Here is a 20,117-nt window from a genome sequence, read left to right on the forward strand (position 1 = left end):
CGGTGTCCATGCTGCGCATCGACTCCCTACGCTGGGCGCGTGACACTGATCGCGACCCAGTCGCTCACCAAGACGTACGGAGGTCGGGTCACCGCGTTGGCCGACCTCACCGTCGCCGTCGAGCCCGGGATCATCGGCCTGGTGGGCGCGAACGGCGCCGGAAAATCCACGTTGATCAAGATTCTGCTCGGCCTGATCGCACCGACCAGCGGTCAGGTCTCGGTGCTCGGCATCGACCCGACCGCAGACCCGGCGGCTGTCCGCGCCCGGGTCGGCTACATGCCGGAGCACGACTGCCTCCCGCCCGACCTCTCCGCCGCCGAGCTGGTCACCCACCTCGGCCGGATGAGTGGCCTGCCCCGCACCGCGGCTCGCGAGCGGGCCTCGGAGGCGCTGCGGCACGTGGGGCTCTATGAGGAGCGCTATCGCCCGGTCGGTGGCTACTCGACCGGCATGAAGCAGCGCGTCAAGCTGGCCCAGGCGCTGGTGCACGACCCCGACCTGCTGCTGCTGGACGAGCCGACCAACGGCTTGGACCCGGCCGGCCGCGACGCCATGCTGGCCCTGGTGCACCGGATCGGCACCGAGTTCGGCATCTCCGTGCTGGTCTGCTCGCACCTGCTCGGCGAGGTGGAGCGGATCTGCGACACGCTGATCGCCATCGACGGCGGCAAACTGCTGCGCGCCGACCACATCTCCGCGATGACCTCGGCCACCGACGTGCTCGCCGTCGAGGTCAGCGAGGGCACCGAGGAGCTCGCCGCTCGGCTCGCCGAGCTCAAACTGCCGGTGGCGCGGGACGGGCGACTGCTCCTCGTGCCACTCGCCGACGACCGCACCTACGACCTGATCCTCGGCGCGGTCGCCGAACTGGACCTGCCACTGCACCGACTGGACCAGCGCCGGCACCGGGTGGCCGAACTCTTCGCGACGAGGGAGCTCTCCCATGCCTGAGCCGACCGCAGCCGCCGTGCGCCCCGCGCCGACAGGCGTCATCCACGACATCGGCTACCAGCGCTACCAGGGCCCGAGGCTGGGCCGCCGCCAGGTCTTCGGCGCCCTCTACCTGCACGGGCTGCGCACCGCGTTCGGGTTCGGGCGCAGCGCCAAGGCCAAGATCTTCCCGTGGCTGGTGGTCGGCATCGTCTCGCTGGTCGCGGTGGCCCTGGCCGCGGTACGCAGCCAGATCGGCGAGCCGGTCGCCACGTACGCCCAGTTCGCCGACGCGATGAGCTGGCTTGTCATCTTCTTCGTCGCGGTCGTCGCCCCGGAGCTGGTCTCCCGGGACCTGCGCAGCGGTGTGCTGCCGCTGTACTTCTCCCGGCCGCTGCCGCGCGCCGACTACGCGCTGGCCAAGCTGCTGGCGCTGGTCACCGCCCTCTGGCTGCTGCTCGGTGGGCCGCAGTTGCTGATGTTCCTGGGTGCCGCGTTCACCACCAAGCAGGGCATGCGCGGGGTGTGGAACGAGCTGCTCGACCTGCTGCCCGGGCTGCTCTACGCCGGGCTGTGGGCGGTGGTCTTCGCCTCGGTCGGGCTGCTGGTCGCCTCGCTGACCGGCAAGCGCGCCTTCGCCGCCGGTGGGGTGGTGGCGGTCTTCCTGATGACCACCCCGATCGTCGGGGTGCTGAGCATCCTGCCGTCGCGCGCCGCCAACGAGCTGGCCGGGCTCGCCTCGCCCTCCACGCTGGTGCAGGGGGTGGGCATCTGGTCGCTGGGTGACCTGCTGGTCGAGGGCGATCCGGGCGAGATGATGATCGGCGGGTTCGGCCCGGTCTACGCCCTGGCCGCGGTGCTGTTGGTCGCCGGCGCGACCGCCCTCCTGCTGGCCCGCTACCGGAAGGTCGCCTCCTGATGAGCACGCTGAGCCTGACCGGGGTGTCCCGGTGGTACGGCAACGTGGTCGCGGTCAACGACATCAGCATGGCCCTGGGGCCGGGCGTGACCGGGCTGCTCGGCCCGAACGGTGCCGGCAAGACCACCCTGCTGCACATGATGGCCGGGTTCCTCGCCCCGTCGCGCGGCACGGTCACCCTCGACGACGAGCCGACCTGGCGCAACCCGGACGTCTACCGGCGACTGGGGCTGGTCAGCGAACGGGAGGCGGTGCAGGGCTTCCTGACCGCGTACGAGTTCGTGCTGGCCAGCGCGAAGCTGCACCGGCTGGCCGACCCGGCGGCAGCGGCCCGGCGGGCGATCGACCTGGTGGAGCTGGAGTCGGCGCAGGACCGCCGGATCGGCACGTACTCCAAGGGCATGCGGCAGCGGGCCCGGGTTGCCGCCGCGTTGGTGCACGACCCGCAGGTGCTGTTGCTCGACGAGCCGTTCAACGGGATGGACCCGCGCCAGCGGCTGCACATGATGCAGCTGCTGCACAGCCTGGGCGACGCCGGCCGGACCATCCTGTTCAGCTCGCACATCCTGGAGGAGGTCGAGCAGGTCTCCGGGACGGTGCAGGTGATGGTGGCCGGGCGGTTGGCGGCCTCCGGCGACTTCCGGACCATCCGCCGGTTGATGACCAATCGCCCGCACGTGTTCGCGGTGCGCTCCACCGACGACCGGGCGCTGGCCGTCGCGCTGATCGCCGAGCCGTCGGTCAGTGGGGTCGAGTTGGACCCCACGGGCCTGACCGTGCGGGCCGGTGACTACGGCGCCTTCACCCGGGCGCTACCCCGGATCGCGCTCAAGCAAGGCATCCGGGTGCGCCAACTGGTGCCGTCCGACGAGTCTCTGGAGAGCGTCTTCTCCTACCTGGTGGAGGCATGATGTCGACAATTACCTGGATCACCGCACGCGGGCTGTTCGGCCGGCGTCGGTTCCTGCTGCTGCTTCCGTTGCCGTTGGTGCTGCTCGGGCTGGCCGTGCTCTGCCGGTCGCTGGGGGTGGACCCGGGCGAGTGGGGGCCGCCGGTGCTGGTCGGTCTCGGGCTGGCCGTGGTGCTGCCGGTGGTCGCGCTGATCGTCGGCACGGGCGTGTTGGGCGCCGAGATCGACGACGGCACTGTCGTGCACATCCTGACCAAGCCGCTGCCGCGCTGGCAGATCGTGCTGCCGAAGCTCGCGGTGGCCGCCGGGGTCAGCGCGGCCACCGTCGCGCTGCCGCTCTACGTCGCGGGCGTGCTCGCCGATTCGGTACGCCTCGGTCTGGCGCTGGCGGTCGCGGCGGCGCTCGGCGCGCTGGCGTACTCCGCATTGTTCCTCGCGCTCAGCCTGGTCACCAGGCGGCCGGTGCTGCTCGGCCTGGTCTACGTGCTGATCTGGGAGGGGCTGCTGGGCAACTTCGTCAGCGGCACCAAGGTCCTCTCCATCCAGCAGTACGTGATCGCCCTCGCCGACCGGATCGCCCCCACCGGGCTGCTGGAGACCACCGTGTCGGTGCCGGTGGCGTCGGTGATGACCGCTCTGGTCAGCGTCGGCTTCACCGTGCTGGCAATCGACCGTCTGCGCTCGTTCAGCGTGGCTGGCGAGACGAGCTGACGGCGGTGCGAGGCGCTGTTCCGGCCAGCCCCCGCGCGGCGGTAGGGCTGGCCGGATGGACCGGTCGGGCCACCTCAGGCCAGGCTGATGGGCGTGAGCGTCGAAGCGGAGCAGACGTCGTTGGCTGAGCCGTACTCGCGCAGCAGCCGGCCGTGGCTGACCAGCCTGGCGGTCGCCGGGCTGGCCTGCGCCACGGTCGCCACAGCGGCACAGGGCACCGGCCAGTTCCACTGGTGGGCCGTGTTCATCCTGATCCCAGCCGCGTTGATCGCGGCCAGCGGCGGGCCGTTGCTGGCCCGAGGTGGTGGTCGGGCCTTCGCCGGGTACATGCTCGCCTGCGTCGGCACGATTGTCTTCGCGGTGGGCGCGTTGTTGATGTTCGGCGTGATGGGGCGGGGCTGGCCGCTCATGGTGGTGCTGCCCTGCCTGGCGGTGGCCGGCACCTACGGTTGGCGGGCGGCCCACCCGCTGGTCCGGGGCCTGCACCGGGCGGTGGCCCTGCTCGCGTTGACCGGCGCGCTGCTCGGCCTGACCCTGCAACTGATCCGGCTGGATCTGATCCACCTCGAGACCGGTTGGTGGGGTGCGTTCCTGATGCTGGCCGGGGCCATCGTGCTCGGCAACGCGGGCGAGCTGACCCGGCACCGGATGCCGTACCGCCTGCAGGCGATCACCCTGCTGGTGGGGCCCGCCGTCATCGCGTTCCTGCTCGGGCTGCGCTTCCTGCGCGGCTGGTGACGGTTGCGTCCGCCGCCGCCCCGGGGGGTGGGCGGCGGCGGACGCAACCGTTGCGGCGGCGGACGTGGGTCAGAAGGCGCAGGCGATCACGAGTTCCGGGGTGCGGTCCGGGAGCAGGTCGAGTTTGCCGATCCGGCCGGCCGCCCGGAGGTCGTCGGCGACCAGGGTGAGCTGCTCCAGGAGCGCCGCCGGGCCGAGCGCCTCTGCCAACGGCACCTCCGCCTTCATCGACAGCTTCCGCTCGGATTTGGCCCGCCGCACCTGGCTCAACGCGTCACCGGCGAGCCGCAGCAGCGCCGGCTCACCCGACCCCTCGATGGTCCGGGCCACCTCGTAGGTGGTGGGCCACGGGGCACGGTGCACCGAGCCGTACCGCCACCACGACCAGATCTCCTCGGTCACGTACGGCAGCACCGGGGCGAACAACCGCAGCTGCACCGACAGCGCCGAGGCCAGTGCCGCCCGCGCCGAGTCGGCCGCCGCGCCGGTGCCGTAGGCCCGTTCCTTGACCAGCTCGATGTAGTCGTCGCAGAACCGCCAGAAGAACGACTCGGTCGCCTGCAGCGCCGCCGTGTGGTCGTACGCGTCGAAGGCGGTGCTCGCGGCGGTGACCACGGTAGCCAGTTCGGCGAGCATGGCCCGGTCCAGGGCGGCGGTCGCCGGAGCGCGCAGCGCGTCCGCCGCACCCAACCCCAGCGCGAACTTGGACGCGTTGAGCAGTTTGGTGGCCAGTCGCCGGCCGACCTTGATCTGCGCCGGGTCGAAGGCCAGGTCCATGCCGGGCTTGCCACTGGCAGCCCAGTAGCGCACCGCGTCCGAACCGTGCTGCTCCAACAGGGCCAGCGGGGTGACCACGTTCCCCTTGGACTTCGCCATCTTCTTGTGGTCCGGGTCGAGGATCCAGCCGGAGAGCACGGTGTCGCGCCAGGGCAGCACCCCGTGCTCGAAGTGCGAACGGACCACGCTGTCGAAGAGCCAGGTCCGGATGATCTCCTGCCCCTGTGGGCGGAGGTCCATCGGGAAGATCCGGGCGAACAGGTCCGGGTCGGTCTCCCAGCCGCCGACGATCTGCGGGGTCAACGACGAGGTGGCCCAGGTGTCCAGCACATCCTCCTCGCCGATGAAGCCGCCCGGTTGGCCGCGCTGCGACTCGTCGTAACCGGGCGCGGGATCGCTCGATGGATCGACCGGCAGCGCGGACTCGTCTGGCGTGAGAGGGTGGGACCAGTCCGGCTCGCCAGCGTTGTCGAGCCGGTACCAGACCGGCACCGGCACCCCGAAGAAGCGTTGGCGGCTGACCAGCCAATCCCCGGTCAGGCCGCCCACCCAGTGGTCGTAGCGGTGCTTCATGTGCGCCGGCACCCAGCGCAGCTCCGCACCCCGGGCCAGCAGCGTCGCCCGCAGCGTGTCGTCCCGGCCGCCGTTACGCAGATACCACTGCCGGGTCGAGACGATCTCCAGTGGTCGGTCGCCGCGCTCGTAGAACTTGACCGGGTGGGTGATCGGGCGGGGCTCACCGATCAGGTCACCCGCGTCGGCCAGCATGCCGACGATCTCCCGGCGCGCGCCGTTGACGGTCTGCCCGGCCAGCGCCGCGTACGGCTGCGCCGGCACCCCGGCCGGCGGCTCGGGGAGCAGTCGGCCGTCCCGGCCCATCACCACCCGGGTGGCCAGCCCCAGCTCACGCCACCAGGTCACGTCGGTCAGGTCACCGAACGTGCAGACCATCGCGACGCCGGTGCCCTTGCCCGGGTCGGCGAGCGGGTGGGCGTACACCGGCACCTCGACGCCGAACAACGGGCTGCGCGCCGTGCCGCCCACCAGGTCGGCGTAGCGCTCGTCGTCGGGGTGGCAGACCAGCGCCACGCAGGCCGGCAACAGCTCGGGTCGGGTGGTGTCGATGAGCACCTCACGCCCGTCGGAGGCGACGAACCGCAGCCGGTGGTAGGCGCCAGGGCGCTCCCGGTCCTCCAACTCGGCCTGGGCGACCGCCGTGGCGAACCCGACATCCCACAGGGTCGGCGCCTCCGACTGGTACGCCTCACCGCGGCGCAGGTTGCGCACGAACGCTCGCTGGCTGGTGGCCCGGGCGACCCGGCCGATCGTCGTGTACGTCAGGGACCAGTCCACCGAGAGCCCGAGCCGCCGCCACAGCGCCTCGAAGACCTGCTCGTCGGTGACCGTGAGCCGTTCGCACAGCTCGATGAAGTTGCGGCGGGAGATCGGGGTGGGGTCGCGGCGGGCCGCGTCGTCGACCGGGGCCGCCGGTGGCCGCCACACCGGGTCGTACGGCAGCGTCGGATCGCAGCGCACCCCGTACACGTTCTGCACCCGACGCTCGGTGGGCAGGCCGTTGTCGTCCCAGCCCATCGGGTAGAAGACGGCTTTGCCGCGCATCCGCTGGTAGCGCGCGACGGTGTCGGTGTGGGTGTACGAGAAGACGTGCCCCATGTGCAACTCGCCCGATACGGTCGGCGGCGGGGTGTCGATCGCGTACACGTCCTTGCGCTGCTTCGAGCGGTCGAACGCGTACGTGCCCTCCTCCTGCCAGCGGCGTGCCCAGCTCTCCTCGAGCCCGTCCAGCCTCGGACGCTCGGGAACGCCGGCACGGGCCGTCCTCGCCGTATCGGTCATCCAGCGATCGTAGGCACCACCAGGGGGTCGGGCCACGCAGTTACGGATAGCTGGTTCAGATCAGCGAGTCGCGCCACTGGCGATGCAGGGCCGCGTACCGGCCGTCGGCCTTGGCCAGCACGGCGGGTGGGCCATCCTCGACGACTCTGCCGCCGTCGAGGACGAGCACCCGGTCGGCGGTCTCCACGGTGGAGAGTCGATGGGCGATCACCAGGGCGGTGCGGTCGCGCAGGATGGTGCCGAGCGCCCGCTGCACCAACCGTTCCGTCGGCACGTCCAGCGACGACGTCGCCTCGTCCAGGATGAGCACGGTCGGGTCGGCCAGGAACGCGCGGGCGAACGCGACAAGTTGCCGCTGCCCGGCGGAGAGTCGGCCACCGCGGCGGTGCACCTGGGTGGCGTACCCCTCGGGTAGTGCGGCGATGAAGTCGTGCGCGCCGATCGCCCGCGCGGCGGCCTGCACGGCGGCGTCGTCGGCCCCCGGGCGACCGAACCGGATGTTCTCCGCGACGGTGCCACTGAACAGGTGGTTCTCCTGGGTCACCAGCACCACCGCGCGGCGCAGGTCGGCGTCGCGCACATCGCGCAGGTCGACCCCGTCCAACCGGACCGTGCCGGCGTGGGGGTCGTGGAACCGGGCGACCAGCTTGGCGATCGTCGACTTGCCGGCACCGGTCGGCCCGATCAGCGCCACGGTCTGCCCGGCCGGCACGGTCAGCTCCAGCCCGCCGAGGATCGGGGTGTCGGCCCGGTAGCCGAAGCTGACCGCGCGGAAGACCAACTCACCACGGCCGGGCCCGGTCGGCAGCGGGGTGGGCCGGGCCGGTTCGGCGACGGCCGGTCGTTCGTCGAGCACCCCGGCCAGCTTCTCCAGGGCGGCGGTTGCCGACTGCAACGAGTTGTAGAACTGGCTCAGCTCCTGCATCGGCTCGAAGAAGCGGCGCAGGTAGAGCAGGAACGCGGCGAGCACGCCGACCTCGGTCTGCCCGCCGAGCACCCGCCAACCGCCGTAGCAGAGCACCACCGCCACGGTGACGTTGCCGATCAGCTTGATCGCGGGCGAGTACGTGGCGATCAGCCGGAACGCGTGCAGGCTGGTGCGTCGGTAGTCGTCGCCGAGCGCCACGAAGATCCGTTGGTTGCGCGGCTCCCGGCGGAACGCCTGCACCGCCCGGATGCCCCGCATCGACTCGACGAAGTGCACGATGACCAGCGCGACCGCGTCCCGGGTCCGTCGGTACGCGCTCGCCGACGACCGGGCGAACCAGCGGGAGAGCCAGAACAGGAACGGGAAGGCGAACAGCGTCACGGCGGCCAGCGGCAGGTCCAGCCAGAGCAGGATGGCGGCCACCGACAGGATCGACAGCCCGGCCAGCACCAGGCTGTCGATCCCACCGTCGACCAGCTCGGCGATCGAGTCGAGGTCGCTGGTGAGCCGGGAGACCATCCGACCGGACGTGTACCGCTCGTGGAAGCCCACCGACAGCCGTAGGAAGTGCCCGAACACCCGCTGCCGCAGGTCGAGCAGGACGGCCTGGCCGATCCGGGCGGAGAGGGTGAGGAAGCCGCGACGGGCCGCGTACTCGGTCGCTGAGGCCACCGCGAACGCACCGGCGACGGTGATCAGCGGGCCGGGGTCGCCGGCGCGCAACGGCGGGATGGCCCGGTCGATGCCGATCATGACCAGGTACGGGCCGGCCATCGCGGCGGCGTTCTGGGCCAGCAGCAGGCCGACCGCCGCGGCGAGTCGCCCCCGGTGCGGGCGGAGCAGGCCGGCCAGCAGGGTGCGGCTGAGCCGGCGCAGCCGGGCCACCGCCTCGGGGCTGGTGTCCTCGGCTCGACTGCGGTCGGCCTCCGGGTCGGTGGCGGTGCCGCGCCAGCGGGTGAGTTCCGGCTCCTCCTCGGGCGGTGGGTCGGCCTGCTTCGGCACGTTCACGATCGCACCAACCCCCGTCCGTCCGAAGGGGACGAGCTCGGCCCATCGGCTCCGGCTGGTGGTGGCTGCCCGGCGGGCGGCTCGGCGGCGAGCAGCGCCCGGTACGCCGGGACGGTGGCCAGCAGGTCGGAGTGCCGGCCGATCGCGGTGATCCGCCCGTCCTCGAGCAGGGCGACCCGGTCGGCCAGCGCGATCGTCGACGGCCGATGCACCACCAGCAGCGCGGTGCTGTCGCGCAGGACCCGCCGCAGCGCCGCTTCGACCAGGGCCTCGGTGTGCACGTCGAGAGCGGACAGCGGGTCGTCCAGCACCAGCACCGCCGGTCGGCCGAGCACGGCCCGCGCCAACGCGAGCCGTTGCCGTTGCCCACCGGAGAGGGACAGCCCCTGCTCACCCACCCGGGTGGCCAACCCCCACGGCAGGTCGTACGCGAAGTCGGCCTGGGCCAGCGCGAGGGCCGCGCGGACCTCGTCGTCACCGGCGTCCGGGCGACCCAGGGTGAGGTTCTCCCGCACCGACATGGAGAAGAGCGTGGGCTCCTCGAATGCCACCCCGACCAGCCGGCGCAGCGAGGCCAGCCGCAGCTCGCGCAGGTCGTGCCCGTCCAGGGTGATCCGGCCGCCGGTCACCTCGTGCAGCCGGGGCACCAGGGAGAGCAGGGTGCTCTTGCCGGAGCCGGTGGCACCGACCACGGCCAGCGTCTCGCCCGGTTCGATGCTCAGGTCGATCTCGCACAACACGGGCGTGGCGGCACCCGGGTAGCTGAACGCGACCCGCTCGAAGCGCAGCCGACCGTGCACCGCGTCGCGGGGCAGCGCGACTGCGCCGGGGGAATCCACGATCTGAGGTGGGGTGTCCAGCACCTCCTGGATCCGGTCGGCGGCGGTGGCGGCCTCCTGGCCGTTGGCGATGATCCACCCCAGCGACTGCACCGGCCAGATGAGCATCAGTTGGAGGCTGACGAAAGCGACCAGCTCGCCGATGGTGAGCGCACCCTTTGCGGCGGCGGCCGCTCCGGCCACCAGCACCACGCCCAGCGTCACGTTGGGCACCAGATCGAGCAGCGCCGCGGTATTGGCCAGCAGCCGCCCCTTGCCGACGCCCGTGTCGTGCAGCCGCCGGGCCGCACCGGTGAAGCGGGCGGCCAGTTCGGGCCCCCGTCCGTACGCCTTCATGGTGCGCAGGCCCTGGGCGGTCTCCTCGACAAGCGTCGCCACGTCGCCCTGCTGGTCCTGCATGCGGCGGGACGCGGCGTGGTAGTGCCGCCCGAACCGTCGACTGATCAGCAGCAGCGGCACCGCGCTCGCCGCGACCAGCACCCCGAGCACCGGGTGCAGGTTGATCAACAGCGCGACCACGACCACGTACGTGGTCAGGTTGAGCACCAGGAAGAACACGCCGAAGGAGAGGAACCGGCGGATCACCGACAGGTCGCTGGTGATCCGGGAGAGCAGTTGGCCGGACTGCCAACGGTCGTGGAAGCTCGTCGGCAGCCGTTGCAGGTGGGCGTAGACGTCGGCGCGCAGCGCCGCCTCCATGCCCACCGCCGAGGACGACTGCACCCACCGCCGGATGAAGATGAGCACCGCCTCGACGACGCCGAGCAGCAGCGCCAGGCCGCCGAGCTGGAGCAGCCCGGCCGGTTCGTGCCGGGCCACCGGCCCGTCCACGACCCGCTGCACGACAAGCGGTACGGCGATCCCGGCTGCGGTGCCGGCGAGCCCCGCGAGGAGCAGCCAGGCGAACTCGGCGGCGTACGGGCGCAGGTAGGGGCGAAGCCGCCATAGGTTGTGCACGGGGTGGGTGCCCGCGGCGGCCCGGGCGGCCGGGTCGCCGTCGCTCTCCACAGGCACTACCAGACGGTAGCGTCAATGCCTGTCGGTTCTTCTGTCAGCTTGTTGTCAAGCGCCACTCATGACCGAGAAGCCACTTCTTCACGTCCAGCCCCCAGCGGTAGCCGCCGAGCGTGCCGTCGGTGCGAAGAACCCGGTGACAGGGCACGAACAGAGCTGCCGCGTTCCGGGCGCAGGCGGCTGCGGCGGCCCGCACCGCCGGTGGTCGACCGGCCAGCGCGGCGTACCCGGTGTAGGTGACCGGGGTGCCCGGCGGCACCTCGCGCAGCACCTGCCAGGCGTGCGCCATGAACTCTCCGCCGGTGTGCTGGCGGACCGGCACCGCGTCGATGGCGGCGAGGTCACCGTCCAGGTAGGAGCGGACCGCCGCGCTGACCGGGCCGAGGTCGGCCCGCTCCCGCAGCGGTGCCCGCAGGGTCGGGTGGACCAGGGGCAGCAGCGTCGCCGGGTCCGGGGTGAAACCGGCGGCCCGAACGTCACCGTCGGGGCCGGCGAGGATGCTCAGCGGGCCGGTCGGTGTGCTCAGTACGGTGCTGTCGATGCTCATGCCGCTCTCCAGAGTCTGATCGTGGCGTAGGACCGCCAGGGACGCCAACGCTCGGCGTACCCGTCGAGGGTTGTCGGGGTGTCGGGCAGGCCGAGCGCGGCGGCGCCGCGTCGGACCGCGAGGTCGGAGCTGAGTAGGACGTCCGGGTCACCGAAGGCCCGCATGGCCAGGTAGTTGGCGGTCCACGGACCGATGCCAGGCAGCGTGAGCAACCGCCGAACGGCGTCCTCCCGATCCACCCCAGGAGCAAGGTCCACCGTCCCGTCGCTAACGGCCCGAGCCAGCCCTCGCAGCGCCTCCCGCCGCCCCACCGGCATCCCAAACCCCGAATCCGGCACCCCCAAAAGCTCCTCCGCGCTCAAGAACCCCCGCAGCCCACCCGGCCCCGGCTCGCCTCGTTGATCATGAGGTTGACCTGGAGTTGGATCTCCAGTGGCCTCGCTAACCTCATGATCAACCTGGTCGGAGGGGTGGGAGAGGAGGCGGATGAGGGTGGTTCTTGCGGAGGTGACCGAGACCTGTTGGCCGATGATGGCGCGGACGGCCTGCTCGAAGCCGTCAACGGCGCGAGGGACGCGGATTCCTGGTTCAGCGGTGATCGTCGGGGCCAGGGCTGGGTCGGCGGCCAGCGTGGCGTCGATGGCTGCCGGGTCCGCGTCCAGGTCCAGCAACCGGCGGCAGCGGGCCACCGCCGGCGCCAGGTCGCGCAGGTCAGCGAGGCGCAGCGTCGCCGCCACGTGCCCGGCCGCCGGGGTCAGCGCCACCTGGCCGGTGCCGTGCGGCAACCGCAGACCCCGGTGGTACGTCCCATCGCGGACCTCCTCCACGCCCGGCAACGCCCGCACCGCGAAGAAGTCCAGCAACGCCTGAGCGTGCAGCGGCGGGCGGTACGCCAGCCGGAGCGTGATGCTCCCTGCCCCGGCCGGCGCCTGCTGGCGGCCACGGGCGGTGCGCAGGTCCGACGGGGCGCTCGCGTACACCTCGCGGAGCGTGTCGTTGAACTGCCGCACGCTGCCGAAGCCCGCGGCGAACGCGATCTCGGCCATGCCGAGGTCGGTCGTCTCGATCAGGATCCGGGCGGTCTGGGCCCGCTGGGCCCGGGCCAGCGCGAGCGGCCCGGCGCCCATCTCGGCGCTCAGCATCCGGTGCAGGTGCCGCTCGGTGTAGCCCAGGCGGGAGGCGAGCCCCGGTACGCCGTCCCGGTCGACCACCCCGTCGGCGATCAGCCGCATCGCCCGACCGACCACGTCTGCGCGAACGTCCCAGAGCGGGGAGCCGGGAGCGGCGTCCGGCCGGCAGCGGCGGCAGGCGCGCAGCCCGGCACCCTGTGCGGCGGCGGCGGACGGGAAGAACCGGACGTTCTGCCGCTTGGGCGTGATCGCCGGGCAGGAGGGCCGGCAGTAGATGCCGGTGGACGTCACACCGGTGTAGAACCAGCCGTCGAACCGCTGGTCACGGCTGTCCACAGCCCGGTAACACCGCTCGAAGTCCATCTCCATGGCACCGATGATGCCCTCCTCGACCGGCCGGTCGCTGGCGGGAATCGGACCTGGCCGTGCCGGTGCGGACAGGCCCGGTCAGCGGGGGCGTCGACGGCGCCGGTGCGGCTGACCAGATCCGGTGGGCTGGGCGGATCGGTCCGGCTGCCCGGCCCCGGTGGGTAGGCGCGTTCGGCTCGGTTGGGCGGCGCGGCTCGGCTGGGCGGCACGGTGCGGCTGGCCGGTCAGCAGGGGCGATCGGAACACGCCGTCCGGGTCGTACCGCTTCCACAGCCGCCGGACCCGGGCCCCGGTCTCGCCCGGGTAGATCCGGGCGAAGGCGGCCGGGTCCGGCCGGCTCTCGAAATTGACGTACGCGCCGTCGGCGCGCGCTCCGACGGCCCGCCAGGCGGCGTTCAACGCGGCGTCGGCCTGCGGTGGAAACACCGAGGCCACGATCAGCGTGTCCTGGTGACGATGCCGGTACGCGGTCGCGTCGGCGGCGACGTCGTTGACGGCCCCGCCCAGCGAGCGGAGCTGGATCACCGCCCGCCCCGGCCCGGTCACCGCTCGCGTCACGGCCCGCGCTCCGGCGTCGTCCAACGCGGTGAACAGGCCGTTCGTGGTCGTGCCACGTTGCTGCCCGACGTTGGGGTTGAGGTGCGCGGTCGGCACCAGCGTCGGGTAGGGCAGCAGGTCGGTCCGGTGTTCGAGCACCTTGCCGATGGCGAGCAGCGGCTCCACCGCAGGTCGGGCCCGGCGCAGGCTCTCGGCGGCGACCACGGCGGTGATGGACATCAGGACCGATCGACCCTCGGCGTACACCACGGCGGCCGCGGACAGCTCCCGTGGCGCCTGCGCGAGGTAGCTCGTCCACTCCCGGACGGTGCGGCCGTCCGGGTGCGCCTCGACGACCAGTTGGGCGACACCGACGTTGCGCTGCTCGGCCGCCTCGATCTCGAAGGCCACCACGATCCCCGCGCCGGCCCCGGCACCACGGACCAGCCAGAACAGCTCGGGCTCGTGCTCGGCGTCGGCGCGTACCAGCGTTCCGTCCGCGAGCACCACCTCGACCGCGCGAACGCGGTCGATGGTGAGGCCGTGTGCGCGGACCAGCCAGCCGACACCACCGCCGGTGGCCAGGCCGCCGACGCCGACACCGCCGTAGTCGCCCGAGCTGATCACCAGGCCGTACGGGGCCAGCGCCTTCGCGACGTTCGCCCAGCGGGCCCCAGCCTCGACCCGGACCAGCCCGGCCCGCTCGTCGATCACCTGCACCCGGTTGAGCATGGACAGGTCGATGACCACCCCGCCGTTGTTCGACGAGGCTCCGGAGAGGCCGTGCCCGCCGCTGCGGACCGCGATGGGCAGCCGCTGCTCCCGCGCGTAGCGGAGCGCGTCGACCACCTGAGCGGCGGTCTTCGGCAGCAGGACGGCGGCCGGCGACGCCGACGTGGTGTACGTCGAGCGCAGTTGCGCGTACCGGCGGTCGCCGGGCGTGACGATCTGCCCGGTCAGCGAGCGAGGTCCCCGCCCCAGGGTGGTGCTCATCGTGCCCCGTCTCCTCTCTCTGCCCCCGCAACCCTCCCACCCCAACCGCCCCCGCCCCCACGGTGATCAAGAGGTTTGCGTCACGACACGCCGTTCCCCGTGACGCGAACCTCTTGATCACCAGGGGAAAGGAGCCCGGGTGGGGGTTTTCCGCCCGGAAGTGTCGGTCGTGACGGGTAGCGTCCGGCCACCAACTCAAGAAGGGGTGCGGCGATGACGAGCGTGGCGGGTTGGGCGGCGGCGTCGACACAGGGCTCGTTTCCGCCGCTGCCTCGCGCGGTGGCGCAGTCCTTCTTCCGCCGGATGCGAGCCGTGGCGCCGGCCGCTGTCGGCGCCATCGAACGGGACCGGGCCGCCGACGCCGAGCGTCCCTTCGCCGACACCGCCTGCGGCCGGCTGGCCCGTTCGCTCGACGACGCTGGTCTGCGCGCGCTCGGCATGTGGACGCATCACTGGTGCATGCGCTTCTACGACGACGACACGAGGGTCGGCCGGCGGCTGATCCGGGAGATCGCCGCACGCCCGGGGCTGGGCTGGACGGCCGACGAGGTGCGGTGGATGCTGCGCGAGTCGGTCTCCGCCGGCCCCGCCGCCGCGGACCGGTTCACCCTGCCCCGCGCCGCGGCGGCTCACCTGCCGCCGGCCGATCGGCCGCTCGACGAGCTGCCCCCCGAGATCGTGGTGCCCCGCCAGCGCCGGCCCGACTGAGCCCTCCCGGGGCTGCGCCGACGCCGCGCGTCCGCGTGGCCCGATGATCGTCCGCCGGCCGACTGCGGCAGGATGGACGCCGCACCGCCCCGACGGAAGGACGCCCGATGCCCGCCAGCGAACCAACCATCGTCGCCACCAGCATGGGTTTCTTCCGGGGCGACCGCGGGCCCTACGACCTGCGCCCCAGCCCGGTCTTCGAGCTGGCCACCGAGCTGGCCGAGGCCGGTGGGCAGCCGCGGGTCTGCTACCTCGGCCAGGCCGTCGGTGACCAGCCCACCTCGCTGACCGCCGTCTACGGCGCGTTCGCCGACACCCGGTTCCGGCTGTCGCACCTCGCCCTGTTCCCGATGCCGAACGTCGAGGACGTCCGCGCCCACCTGCTCGCCCAGGACGTGATCTGGGTCGGCGGCGGCAGCGTGGCCAACCTGGTCGCCGTGTGGCGGGTGCACGGGCTCGACGAGATCCTGCACGAGTGCTGGCAGGCCGGCGTGGTGCTGGCCGGTGTCTCCGCCGGCTCGATCTGCTGGCACGTCGGCGGTGCCACCGACAGCTTCGGCCCCCGGCTGCGCGGCTTCACCGAGGGCCTGGCCTGGCTGCCGTACGGCAACGGGGTGCACTACGACAGCGAGGGTCAGCGCCGCCCGCTCATGCACGAGCTGGTGGGCAACGGCACGCTCCCCACCAGCCACTGCACCGACGACGGGGTCGGCCTCGTCTACCGGGGCACCCGGCTGGTCGAGGCGATTGCGGACCGCGAGGGCGTCTCGGCGTACGAGGTCAGCCGTGGCGCGGACGGCAGCGTCCGGGAGGCGATCATCGCCCCCCGCCTGCTCGGCTGAGCGTCACGTTTCCTCGGCCGCCTTCCAACGGCGGAGCACCGCGTCGAAGACCTGGGCCAGCTCGGCGGCGTCCTCCCCGGCGTGGTGGGTGTGCGGCACGTCGTGCAGGCCCAGCTCGTGCTTGATCTTGCCCTTGCGGGTCTGGACCCACTCGCTGCCGGTCAACCCCATCCAGTAGCTGCGCAGGTCGACGCCGGAGCCGGTCGCACCGAACGGGCTGTGCCCGACGAAGCGGACGAAGTACCAGTGCACAAACATGCCGTCCCAGACGGCCGGGGCGGCGAGGAAGACCGGGCGGCCGATCCGGCGCAGCCCGTTGACCCAGGCCGCTGCGGCGGACATCGCCTCCTGCGCGGTGGGCGCCTCCCGCAGCAGGCGGTCCCGGTCCAGGCCGGAGACGGCCAGCGCCGCCGGCACGAACTCGTCGGAGATGGGACGCAGCTCGGTGTAGAAGGTCAGTTCCGGGTGGCCGGTCACGGCCATACCCAGCGAGATCATGCTGTACGGCCCGGGGATCGGCCCGTCCGCCTCCACATCGACGGCGATATACAGCTCAGGCAACGTCGAGGTCATGTCACCTCCAGTCGAAGTCATCTCACCTCCGGCAGCGGAACACCGAGACGGGAGGGTAGCAACGCTCGGCGGGCCCACGCGGCCCCGACGATCGACCGCCTGCCCAGGGCCGAATCGGAGCCGCCTGGACCGGCCCGGTCGGCACCCGCGTAAGCTGGCTGGTCGTGAGTCTCTCCATCGGCATCGTCGGCCTGCCCAACGTCGGCAAGAGCACGCTTTTCAACGCGTTGACCAAGAACGACGTGCTGGCGGCGAACTACCCGTTCGCCACCATCGAGCCAAACGTCGGCGTGGTCGGGCTCCCTGACGAGCGGCTGGGCAAGCTGGCCGAGATCTTCTCCTCGCAGAAGGTCCTGCCGGCCCCGGTGTCGTTCGTCGACATCGCCGGCCTGGTTCGCGGCGCGTCCAAGGGGCAGGGCCGGGGCAACGCCTTCCTGGCCAACATCCGGGACGCCTCGGCGATCTGCCAGGTCGTCCGGGCCTTCTCCGACCCGAACGTGGTGCACGTCGACGGCAAGATCTCCCCGGCCGACGACATCGAGACGATCAACACCGAGCTGATCCTCGCCGACCTGCAGACCCTGGACAAGGCGCTGCCCCGGTTGGAGAAGGAGGCCAAGCTCCGCAAGGACCGGGCCGCCGCGGTCGCCGCCGCGAAGGCCGCGATCGAGGTGCTCGACGGTGGCACCACCCTCTACTCCGGGGCCGCCGCCGCCAAGATCGAGCTGGAGCACCTACGCGAGCTGCACCTGCTCACCACCAAGCCCTTCCTGTACGTCTTCAACGTCGACGAGGCCGAACTGGCCAACGAGTCGTTCCTCGACGAGCTGCGCGCCCTGGTCGCCCCCGCCGAGGCCGTCTTCATGGACGCCAAGATCGAATCTGAGCTGGTGGACCTGCCCGAGGAGGAGGCCCGCGAGCTGCTGGAGTCGATCGGGCAGAACGAGCCCGGCCTCAACCAGCTCGTCCGGGTCGGCTTCCGCACGCTCGGCCTCCAGACGTACCTCACGGCCGGCCCCAAGGAAGCGCGCGCCTGGACCGTCCCGGTCGGCGCCACCGCTCCGGAGGCCGCGGGTGTCATCCACAGCGACTTCCAGCGCGGCTTCATCAAGGCCGAGGTGGTCTCCTACCACGACCTGGTCGAGCACGGTTCGATGGCGTCGGCCAAGGCGGCGGGCAAGGTCCGCATCGAGGGCAAGGAGTACGTCATGCAGGACGGCGACGTGGTGGAGTTCCGCTTCAACGTCTGATTCAGGTCCAACGTCCGCTGCCCAGGCGCCTTGTCATCTCCTGCTCGGCTTGCGCTTCGTTGCGGCCCTGGCGTTCGTGAACTGTCGGCGGCGGTGGTCTCGTTGTTGTTGCCGCCAATCCTCTAGTCGCCTGTCGCGTCGCCGGTCGCATCGCCGCCCCAGGAAGAGCGTGAGCGTGGCGGCCACCATCAATCCGGACAGGACGAACCCCGCCGCTCCGATCACGCCTTGGATTCGGCCCCGATGCCCGCTCAACGTTCCGAACTCAGCCACGAAGTCATCGGGGTCGTCGGGGTTCACCCAGATCCGCACGGCGGTGCCGGCCGGCAGGCAGACCTCCCAGCAGCCCACCTCGGCCTGACGCTGGGCCCCGGCGAACTCGTAGCGTAGGTGCATCGTGTTGCTGTTGCGCCGCTTGTGCACGAGTTCGCTGATGACTGCCTGGGCCGGCACGCCATCGACCTTCAGCCGATCTGCCCAAGCGTCGTTGTCGTGGAAGGTCTTGAACGGCAGCCACAACATGGCCACCCCGACCAGGAAGCCGAGCAGGTAGACGGGGTAGCCCACGCGCAACCAGCTCCGCAAGATCTTCACAGTGGCTATGGTCGCAGTCGATGTCGACAAGCGGCAGTAGGTTGGCCGCATGACGGAAGAGCTGCTCCGCTCGTCGTTCGGCGCGGCGGCGACCGCGTACGCCGAGCATCGCCCGGACTACGCGCAGGCCGCCGTACGGTGGGCGCTTGAGCGTGCGCCCGGCCTGCGCGTGCTCGACCTGGGTGCCGGCACCGGCAAGCTGTCCGCCACGCTGATCGCGGTGGGCGCGCACGTCGTGGCGGTCGAACCCGACCCGGCGATGCTCACCGAGCTACGGCGTGCGCTGCCGGCGGTCCGTGCCCTGTCGGGTAGCGCGGAGGCGATCCCGTTGCCGGACGCGTCCGTCGATGCCGTGCTCGCCGGCAACGCCCTGCACTGGTTCGACATGGCCGTCGCGGGGCCAGAGATCGCCCGAGTCCTCACGCCCGGCGGCGTCCTGGCCGGTCTGTGGAACGTCCTGGACGACCGGATCGACTGGGTCGCCGGGCTCGAACGGGTCAGCGGGAGCGCGGCCATCGGCCCGCGGGACACGTTGAGCGGTTGGCGCGCGGCGACGGCAGACCTGCTCGCTCCGCGTACCGGCACGGTCGCCGGGTTCGGGTCGGCGGAGCAGGCCGAGTTCCCGCACGGGCAGCGCCGTACCGCCGACTCCCTCGTCGCGACGCTTTCGACGCGGGCCGGGATGCTGGTCATGCCGGAACACGAGCGAGACGCCACGCTCGGCCGAATCCGCTCCTTCCTCGCGACCAGCCCCGAAACGGCGTGCGGTGAGTTCACCCTGCCGATGCTGACCGGTGTGCTGCGCGCCAAACGGGGGTGACCGTCAGCGACCTGCGCCGGAAAGGTGCTCGCGCTTGCCATGGATCGGTGCTGGTGGGCGGCTAACCGGACGGTTCTCCAAGCGCCCGGTTCAGGGCGGTGCCGAGTAACACCAGCAATGCGTCACGTACCGAGGTCCGCTCGCGCGCGTCGAACCGCACCACTGGTATTTGATCGCTGATAGCGAGGGCCCAACGGATCTCCGTCAGCTCGTGCGTCAGTTGGCCGTGAAAGGCGTTGACGCCGACGATGAAGGGCAGACCGGTGTGCTCGAAGTAGTCGATTGCGGGGTAGCAGTCGTCGAGCCGGTTACTGTCGACCACGACGAGGGCACCGAGTGCGCCGTGGGCCAGGTCGTCCCACATGAAGCCGAACCGCGACTGCCCCGGCGTACCAAAAAGGTAGAGCTTGAGGCTCTGGTCGATGGTGACGCAGCCGAAGTCCATGGCCACCGTGGTCGTGGTCTTCTGCGATTCGACGCCGAGGTTGTCGATGCCGAGCGCCGCCTCGGTCATCTCTGCCTCGGTGGTCAGCGGCGCGATGTCGGAGATGGCGCCGACGGTGGTGGTCTTACCGACGCCGAAGCCTCCTGCGACGACGATCTTCACAGGCAGCGGTACGGATGGCCTGCTACGGATCGGGTCAGGTGATTGCGCTAAGTCCATCGATCACTCTCTGAATCACATCGGGGGTGGAGGGGTCGGCGCTGTTGCGGACGTGTACGTCCAGGTAGCCGGCGGCTCGTAGGTCGCCGACCAGGACCTTGGTCACGCCGAGTTGCAGTCGGAGTTGGGCGGCGATCTCCGCTACGGAGAACGGCTCGGCGCAGAGCAGGACGATGTTGCGCATCTCGGAAGGCAGGCGCGACAGCTCGGGTGAGTCCCAGCGCTGGCCCGAATACCTCGCCGTCACCTGGGTCTCCAGGCGGATGGTGGGGTCGGTTCCCGTTACTCGTCCCGAGGTCAGTACGAAGGGACGCGGAACGCGGGTGATGGCAGGGTCGGCCGTTACCGCTGCGGTCGGCGCTGGTCCACCGAACCGCTCGACCGGCACGAGGGCCCGCAGGTAGGGACGGATCCGGCCGTCCGGCACCGGTGGCCCCCCGTCAGGTTCCTTCCATT

General features: G+C 71.7%; 19 protein-coding genes. 9 read left to right on the forward strand and 10 right to left on the reverse strand.

The features are described 5' to 3' along the window. Nucleotides 1-39: 39 nt before the first annotated feature. The 5 genes from IF46_RS0130520 (at nt 40) to IF46_RS0130540 (ending at nt 4,211) form a co-directional block, all read left to right on the forward strand. Nucleotides 40-954 (forward strand): ABC transporter ATP-binding protein, encoded by a 915-nt coding sequence (locus IF46_RS0130520; protein ID WP_030491869.1) that lies wholly within the window; start codon nt 40-42, stop codon nt 952-954. Continuing rightward, a complete protein-coding gene (locus IF46_RS0130525) occupies nt 947-1,852 on the forward strand; it encodes an ABC transporter permease (RefSeq protein ID WP_051724274.1) in 906 nt (301 codons plus the stop codon). The genes IF46_RS0130520 and IF46_RS0130525 overlap by 8 nt, the downstream gene beginning before the upstream one ends. Next, complete coding sequence (locus IF46_RS0130530) at nt 1,852-2,763, forward strand: ABC transporter ATP-binding protein (protein ID WP_030491871.1); 912 nt, start codon at nt 1,852-1,854, stop codon at nt 2,761-2,763. The genes IF46_RS0130525 and IF46_RS0130530 overlap by 1 nt, the downstream gene beginning before the upstream one ends. Next, nucleotides 2,763-3,473, forward strand: coding sequence for an ABC transporter permease (locus tag IF46_RS0130535; RefSeq protein ID WP_030491872.1), 711 nt, complete (start codon nt 2,763-2,765; stop codon nt 3,471-3,473). Before IF46_RS0130530 ends, IF46_RS0130535 begins: the two co-directional genes overlap by 1 nt. Nucleotides 3,474-3,560: 87 nt before the next feature. Further along, nucleotides 3,561-4,211 carry a hypothetical protein gene (locus tag IF46_RS0130540; protein WP_232234217.1) on the forward strand — a complete coding sequence of 217 codons (651 nt, stop codon included), beginning with the start codon at nt 3,561-3,563 and terminating at the stop codon, nt 4,209-4,211. Between the two features lie 69 nt (nt 4,212-4,280). Here the strand turns inward: IF46_RS0130540 and valS are convergent, their stop codons facing one another. From valS to IF46_RS0130570, 6 genes are all read right to left on the reverse strand, one after another. Continuing rightward, nucleotides 4,281-6,845 carry a valine--tRNA ligase gene (gene valS, locus IF46_RS0130545; protein ID WP_030491874.1) on the reverse strand — a complete coding sequence of 855 codons (2,565 nt, stop codon included), beginning with the start codon at nt 6,843-6,845 and terminating at the stop codon, nt 4,281-4,283. Nucleotides 6,846-6,900: 55 nt separating this feature from the next. Next, entirely contained in the window at nt 6,901-8,781 is a 1,881-nt protein-coding gene (locus IF46_RS0130550; protein WP_030491875.1) for an ABC transporter ATP-binding protein, read from the reverse strand. After that, nucleotides 8,778-10,634, reverse strand: a complete 1,857-nt coding sequence (locus tag IF46_RS0130555) for an ABC transporter ATP-binding protein (protein ID WP_030491876.1) — start codon at nt 10,632-10,634, stop codon at nt 8,778-8,780. The genes IF46_RS0130550 and IF46_RS0130555 overlap by 4 nt, the downstream gene beginning before the upstream one ends. A gap of 37 nt (nt 10,635-10,671) precedes the next feature. Further along, complete coding sequence (locus IF46_RS0130560; RefSeq protein WP_030491877.1) at nt 10,672-11,181, reverse strand: methylated-DNA--[protein]-cysteine S-methyltransferase; 510 nt, start codon at nt 11,179-11,181, stop codon at nt 10,672-10,674. Next, complete coding sequence (locus IF46_RS0130565; RefSeq protein ID WP_030491878.1) at nt 11,178-12,680, reverse strand: DNA-3-methyladenine glycosylase 2 family protein; 1,503 nt, start codon at nt 12,678-12,680, stop codon at nt 11,178-11,180. Before IF46_RS0130565 ends, IF46_RS0130560 begins: the two co-directional genes overlap by 4 nt. Before the next feature lie 78 nt (nt 12,681-12,758). Beyond that, complete coding sequence (locus tag IF46_RS0130570; protein ID WP_051724275.1) at nt 12,759-14,210, reverse strand: FAD-binding oxidoreductase; 1,452 nt, start codon at nt 14,208-14,210, stop codon at nt 12,759-12,761. Nucleotides 14,211-14,423: 213 nt separating this feature from the next. Here IF46_RS0130570 and IF46_RS0130575 point away from each other — a divergent pair, with 213 nt between their 5' ends. Continuing rightward, nucleotides 14,424-14,918: a hypothetical protein gene (locus IF46_RS0130575; protein WP_030491880.1), complete on the forward strand. Its 495-nt coding sequence runs from the start codon at nt 14,424-14,426 to the stop codon at nt 14,916-14,918. 107 nt (nt 14,919-15,025) lie between these two features. After that, nucleotides 15,026-15,760 carry a peptidase E gene (locus tag IF46_RS0130580; protein ID WP_030491881.1) on the forward strand — a complete coding sequence of 245 codons (735 nt, stop codon included), beginning with the start codon at nt 15,026-15,028 and terminating at the stop codon, nt 15,758-15,760. Between the two features lie 3 nt (nt 15,761-15,763). On the opposite strand, the gene IF46_RS0130585 is transcribed toward IF46_RS0130580, so the two are convergent. After that, the gene (locus IF46_RS0130585) at nt 15,764-16,354 is read right to left on the reverse strand and encodes an exonuclease (RefSeq protein WP_232234218.1); all 591 of its coding nucleotides are present in this window, start codon (nt 16,352-16,354) and stop codon (nt 15,764-15,766) included. Between the two features lie 143 nt (nt 16,355-16,497). Here IF46_RS0130585 and ychF point away from each other — a divergent pair, with 143 nt between their 5' ends. Continuing rightward, nucleotides 16,498-17,583, forward strand: coding sequence for a redox-regulated ATPase YchF (gene ychF / locus IF46_RS0130590; protein WP_030491883.1), 1,086 nt, complete (start codon nt 16,498-16,500; stop codon nt 17,581-17,583). A 33-nt stretch (nt 17,584-17,616) separates the two neighbouring features. Here the strand turns inward: ychF and IF46_RS33495 are convergent, their stop codons facing one another. After that, a complete protein-coding gene (locus IF46_RS33495; RefSeq protein ID WP_198041571.1) occupies nt 17,617-18,150 on the reverse strand; it encodes a DUF3592 domain-containing protein in 534 nt (177 codons plus the stop codon). Between the two features lie 76 nt (nt 18,151-18,226). On the opposite strand from IF46_RS33495, the gene IF46_RS0130600 reads away from it, so the two are divergent. Then, on the forward strand, nt 18,227-18,997 hold the full coding sequence (locus IF46_RS0130600) for a class I SAM-dependent methyltransferase (protein WP_030491885.1): 771 nt from the start codon (nt 18,227-18,229) through the stop codon (nt 18,995-18,997). Nucleotides 18,998-19,058: 61 nt separating this feature from the next. Here the strand turns inward: IF46_RS0130600 and IF46_RS0130605 are convergent, their stop codons facing one another. Next, a complete protein-coding gene (locus IF46_RS0130605) occupies nt 19,059-19,661 on the reverse strand; it encodes a GTP-binding protein (RefSeq protein ID WP_030491886.1) in 603 nt (200 codons plus the stop codon). Next, nucleotides 19,639-20,088, reverse strand: coding sequence for a DUF742 domain-containing protein (locus IF46_RS0130610; RefSeq protein ID WP_232234219.1), 450 nt, complete (start codon nt 20,086-20,088; stop codon nt 19,639-19,641). Before IF46_RS0130610 ends, IF46_RS0130605 begins: the two co-directional genes overlap by 23 nt. Between the last annotated feature and the right edge of the window lie 29 nt (nt 20,089-20,117).

It is taken from the genome of Micromonospora chokoriensis (genome assembly GCF_000718555.1).
In the GTDB taxonomy this organism is placed as follows: domain Bacteria; phylum Actinomycetota; class Actinomycetes; order Mycobacteriales; family Micromonosporaceae; genus Micromonospora; species Micromonospora chokoriensis_B.

Bases quoted from the DNA above. Each gene is read 5' to 3' on its own strand.
- IF46_RS0130525 (WP_051724274.1), top strand. From the start codon at position 947: ATGCCTGAGCCGACCGCAGCCGCCGTGCGCCCCGCGCCGACAGGCGTC.
- IF46_RS0130530 (WP_030491871.1), top strand. From the start codon at position 1,852: ATGAGCACGCTGAGCCTGACCGGGGTGTCCCGGTGGTACGGCAACGTG.
- IF46_RS0130535 (WP_030491872.1), top strand. From the start codon at position 2,763: ATGTCGACAATTACCTGGATCACCGCACGCGGGCTGTTCGGCCGGCGT.
- IF46_RS0130540 (WP_232234217.1), top strand. From the start codon at position 3,561: ATGGGCGTGAGCGTCGAAGCGGAGCAGACGTCGTTGGCTGAGCCGTAC.
- valS (WP_030491874.1), bottom strand. From the start codon at position 6,845: ATGACCGATACGGCGAGGACGGCCCGTGCCGGCGTTCCCGAGCGTCCG.
- IF46_RS0130560 (WP_030491877.1), bottom strand. From the start codon at position 11,181: ATGAGCATCGACAGCACCGTACTGAGCACACCGACCGGCCCGCTGAGC.
- IF46_RS0130565 (WP_030491878.1), bottom strand. From the start codon at position 12,680: ATGGAGATGGACTTCGAGCGGTGTTACCGGGCTGTGGACAGCCGTGAC.
- IF46_RS0130570 (WP_051724275.1), bottom strand. From the start codon at position 14,210: ATGAGCACCACCCTGGGGCGGGGACCTCGCTCGCTGACCGGGCAGATC.
- IF46_RS0130575 (WP_030491880.1), top strand. From the start codon at position 14,424: ATGACGAGCGTGGCGGGTTGGGCGGCGGCGTCGACACAGGGCTCGTTT.
- IF46_RS0130580 (WP_030491881.1), top strand. From the start codon at position 15,026: ATGCCCGCCAGCGAACCAACCATCGTCGCCACCAGCATGGGTTTCTTC.
- IF46_RS0130585 (WP_232234218.1), bottom strand. From the start codon at position 16,354: ATGACTTCGACTGGAGGTGACATGACCTCGACGTTGCCTGAGCTGTAT.
- IF46_RS0130600 (WP_030491885.1), top strand. From the start codon at position 18,227: ATGACGGAAGAGCTGCTCCGCTCGTCGTTCGGCGCGGCGGCGACCGCG.
- IF46_RS0130605 (WP_030491886.1), bottom strand. From the start codon at position 19,661: ATGGACTTAGCGCAATCACCTGACCCGATCCGTAGCAGGCCATCCGTA.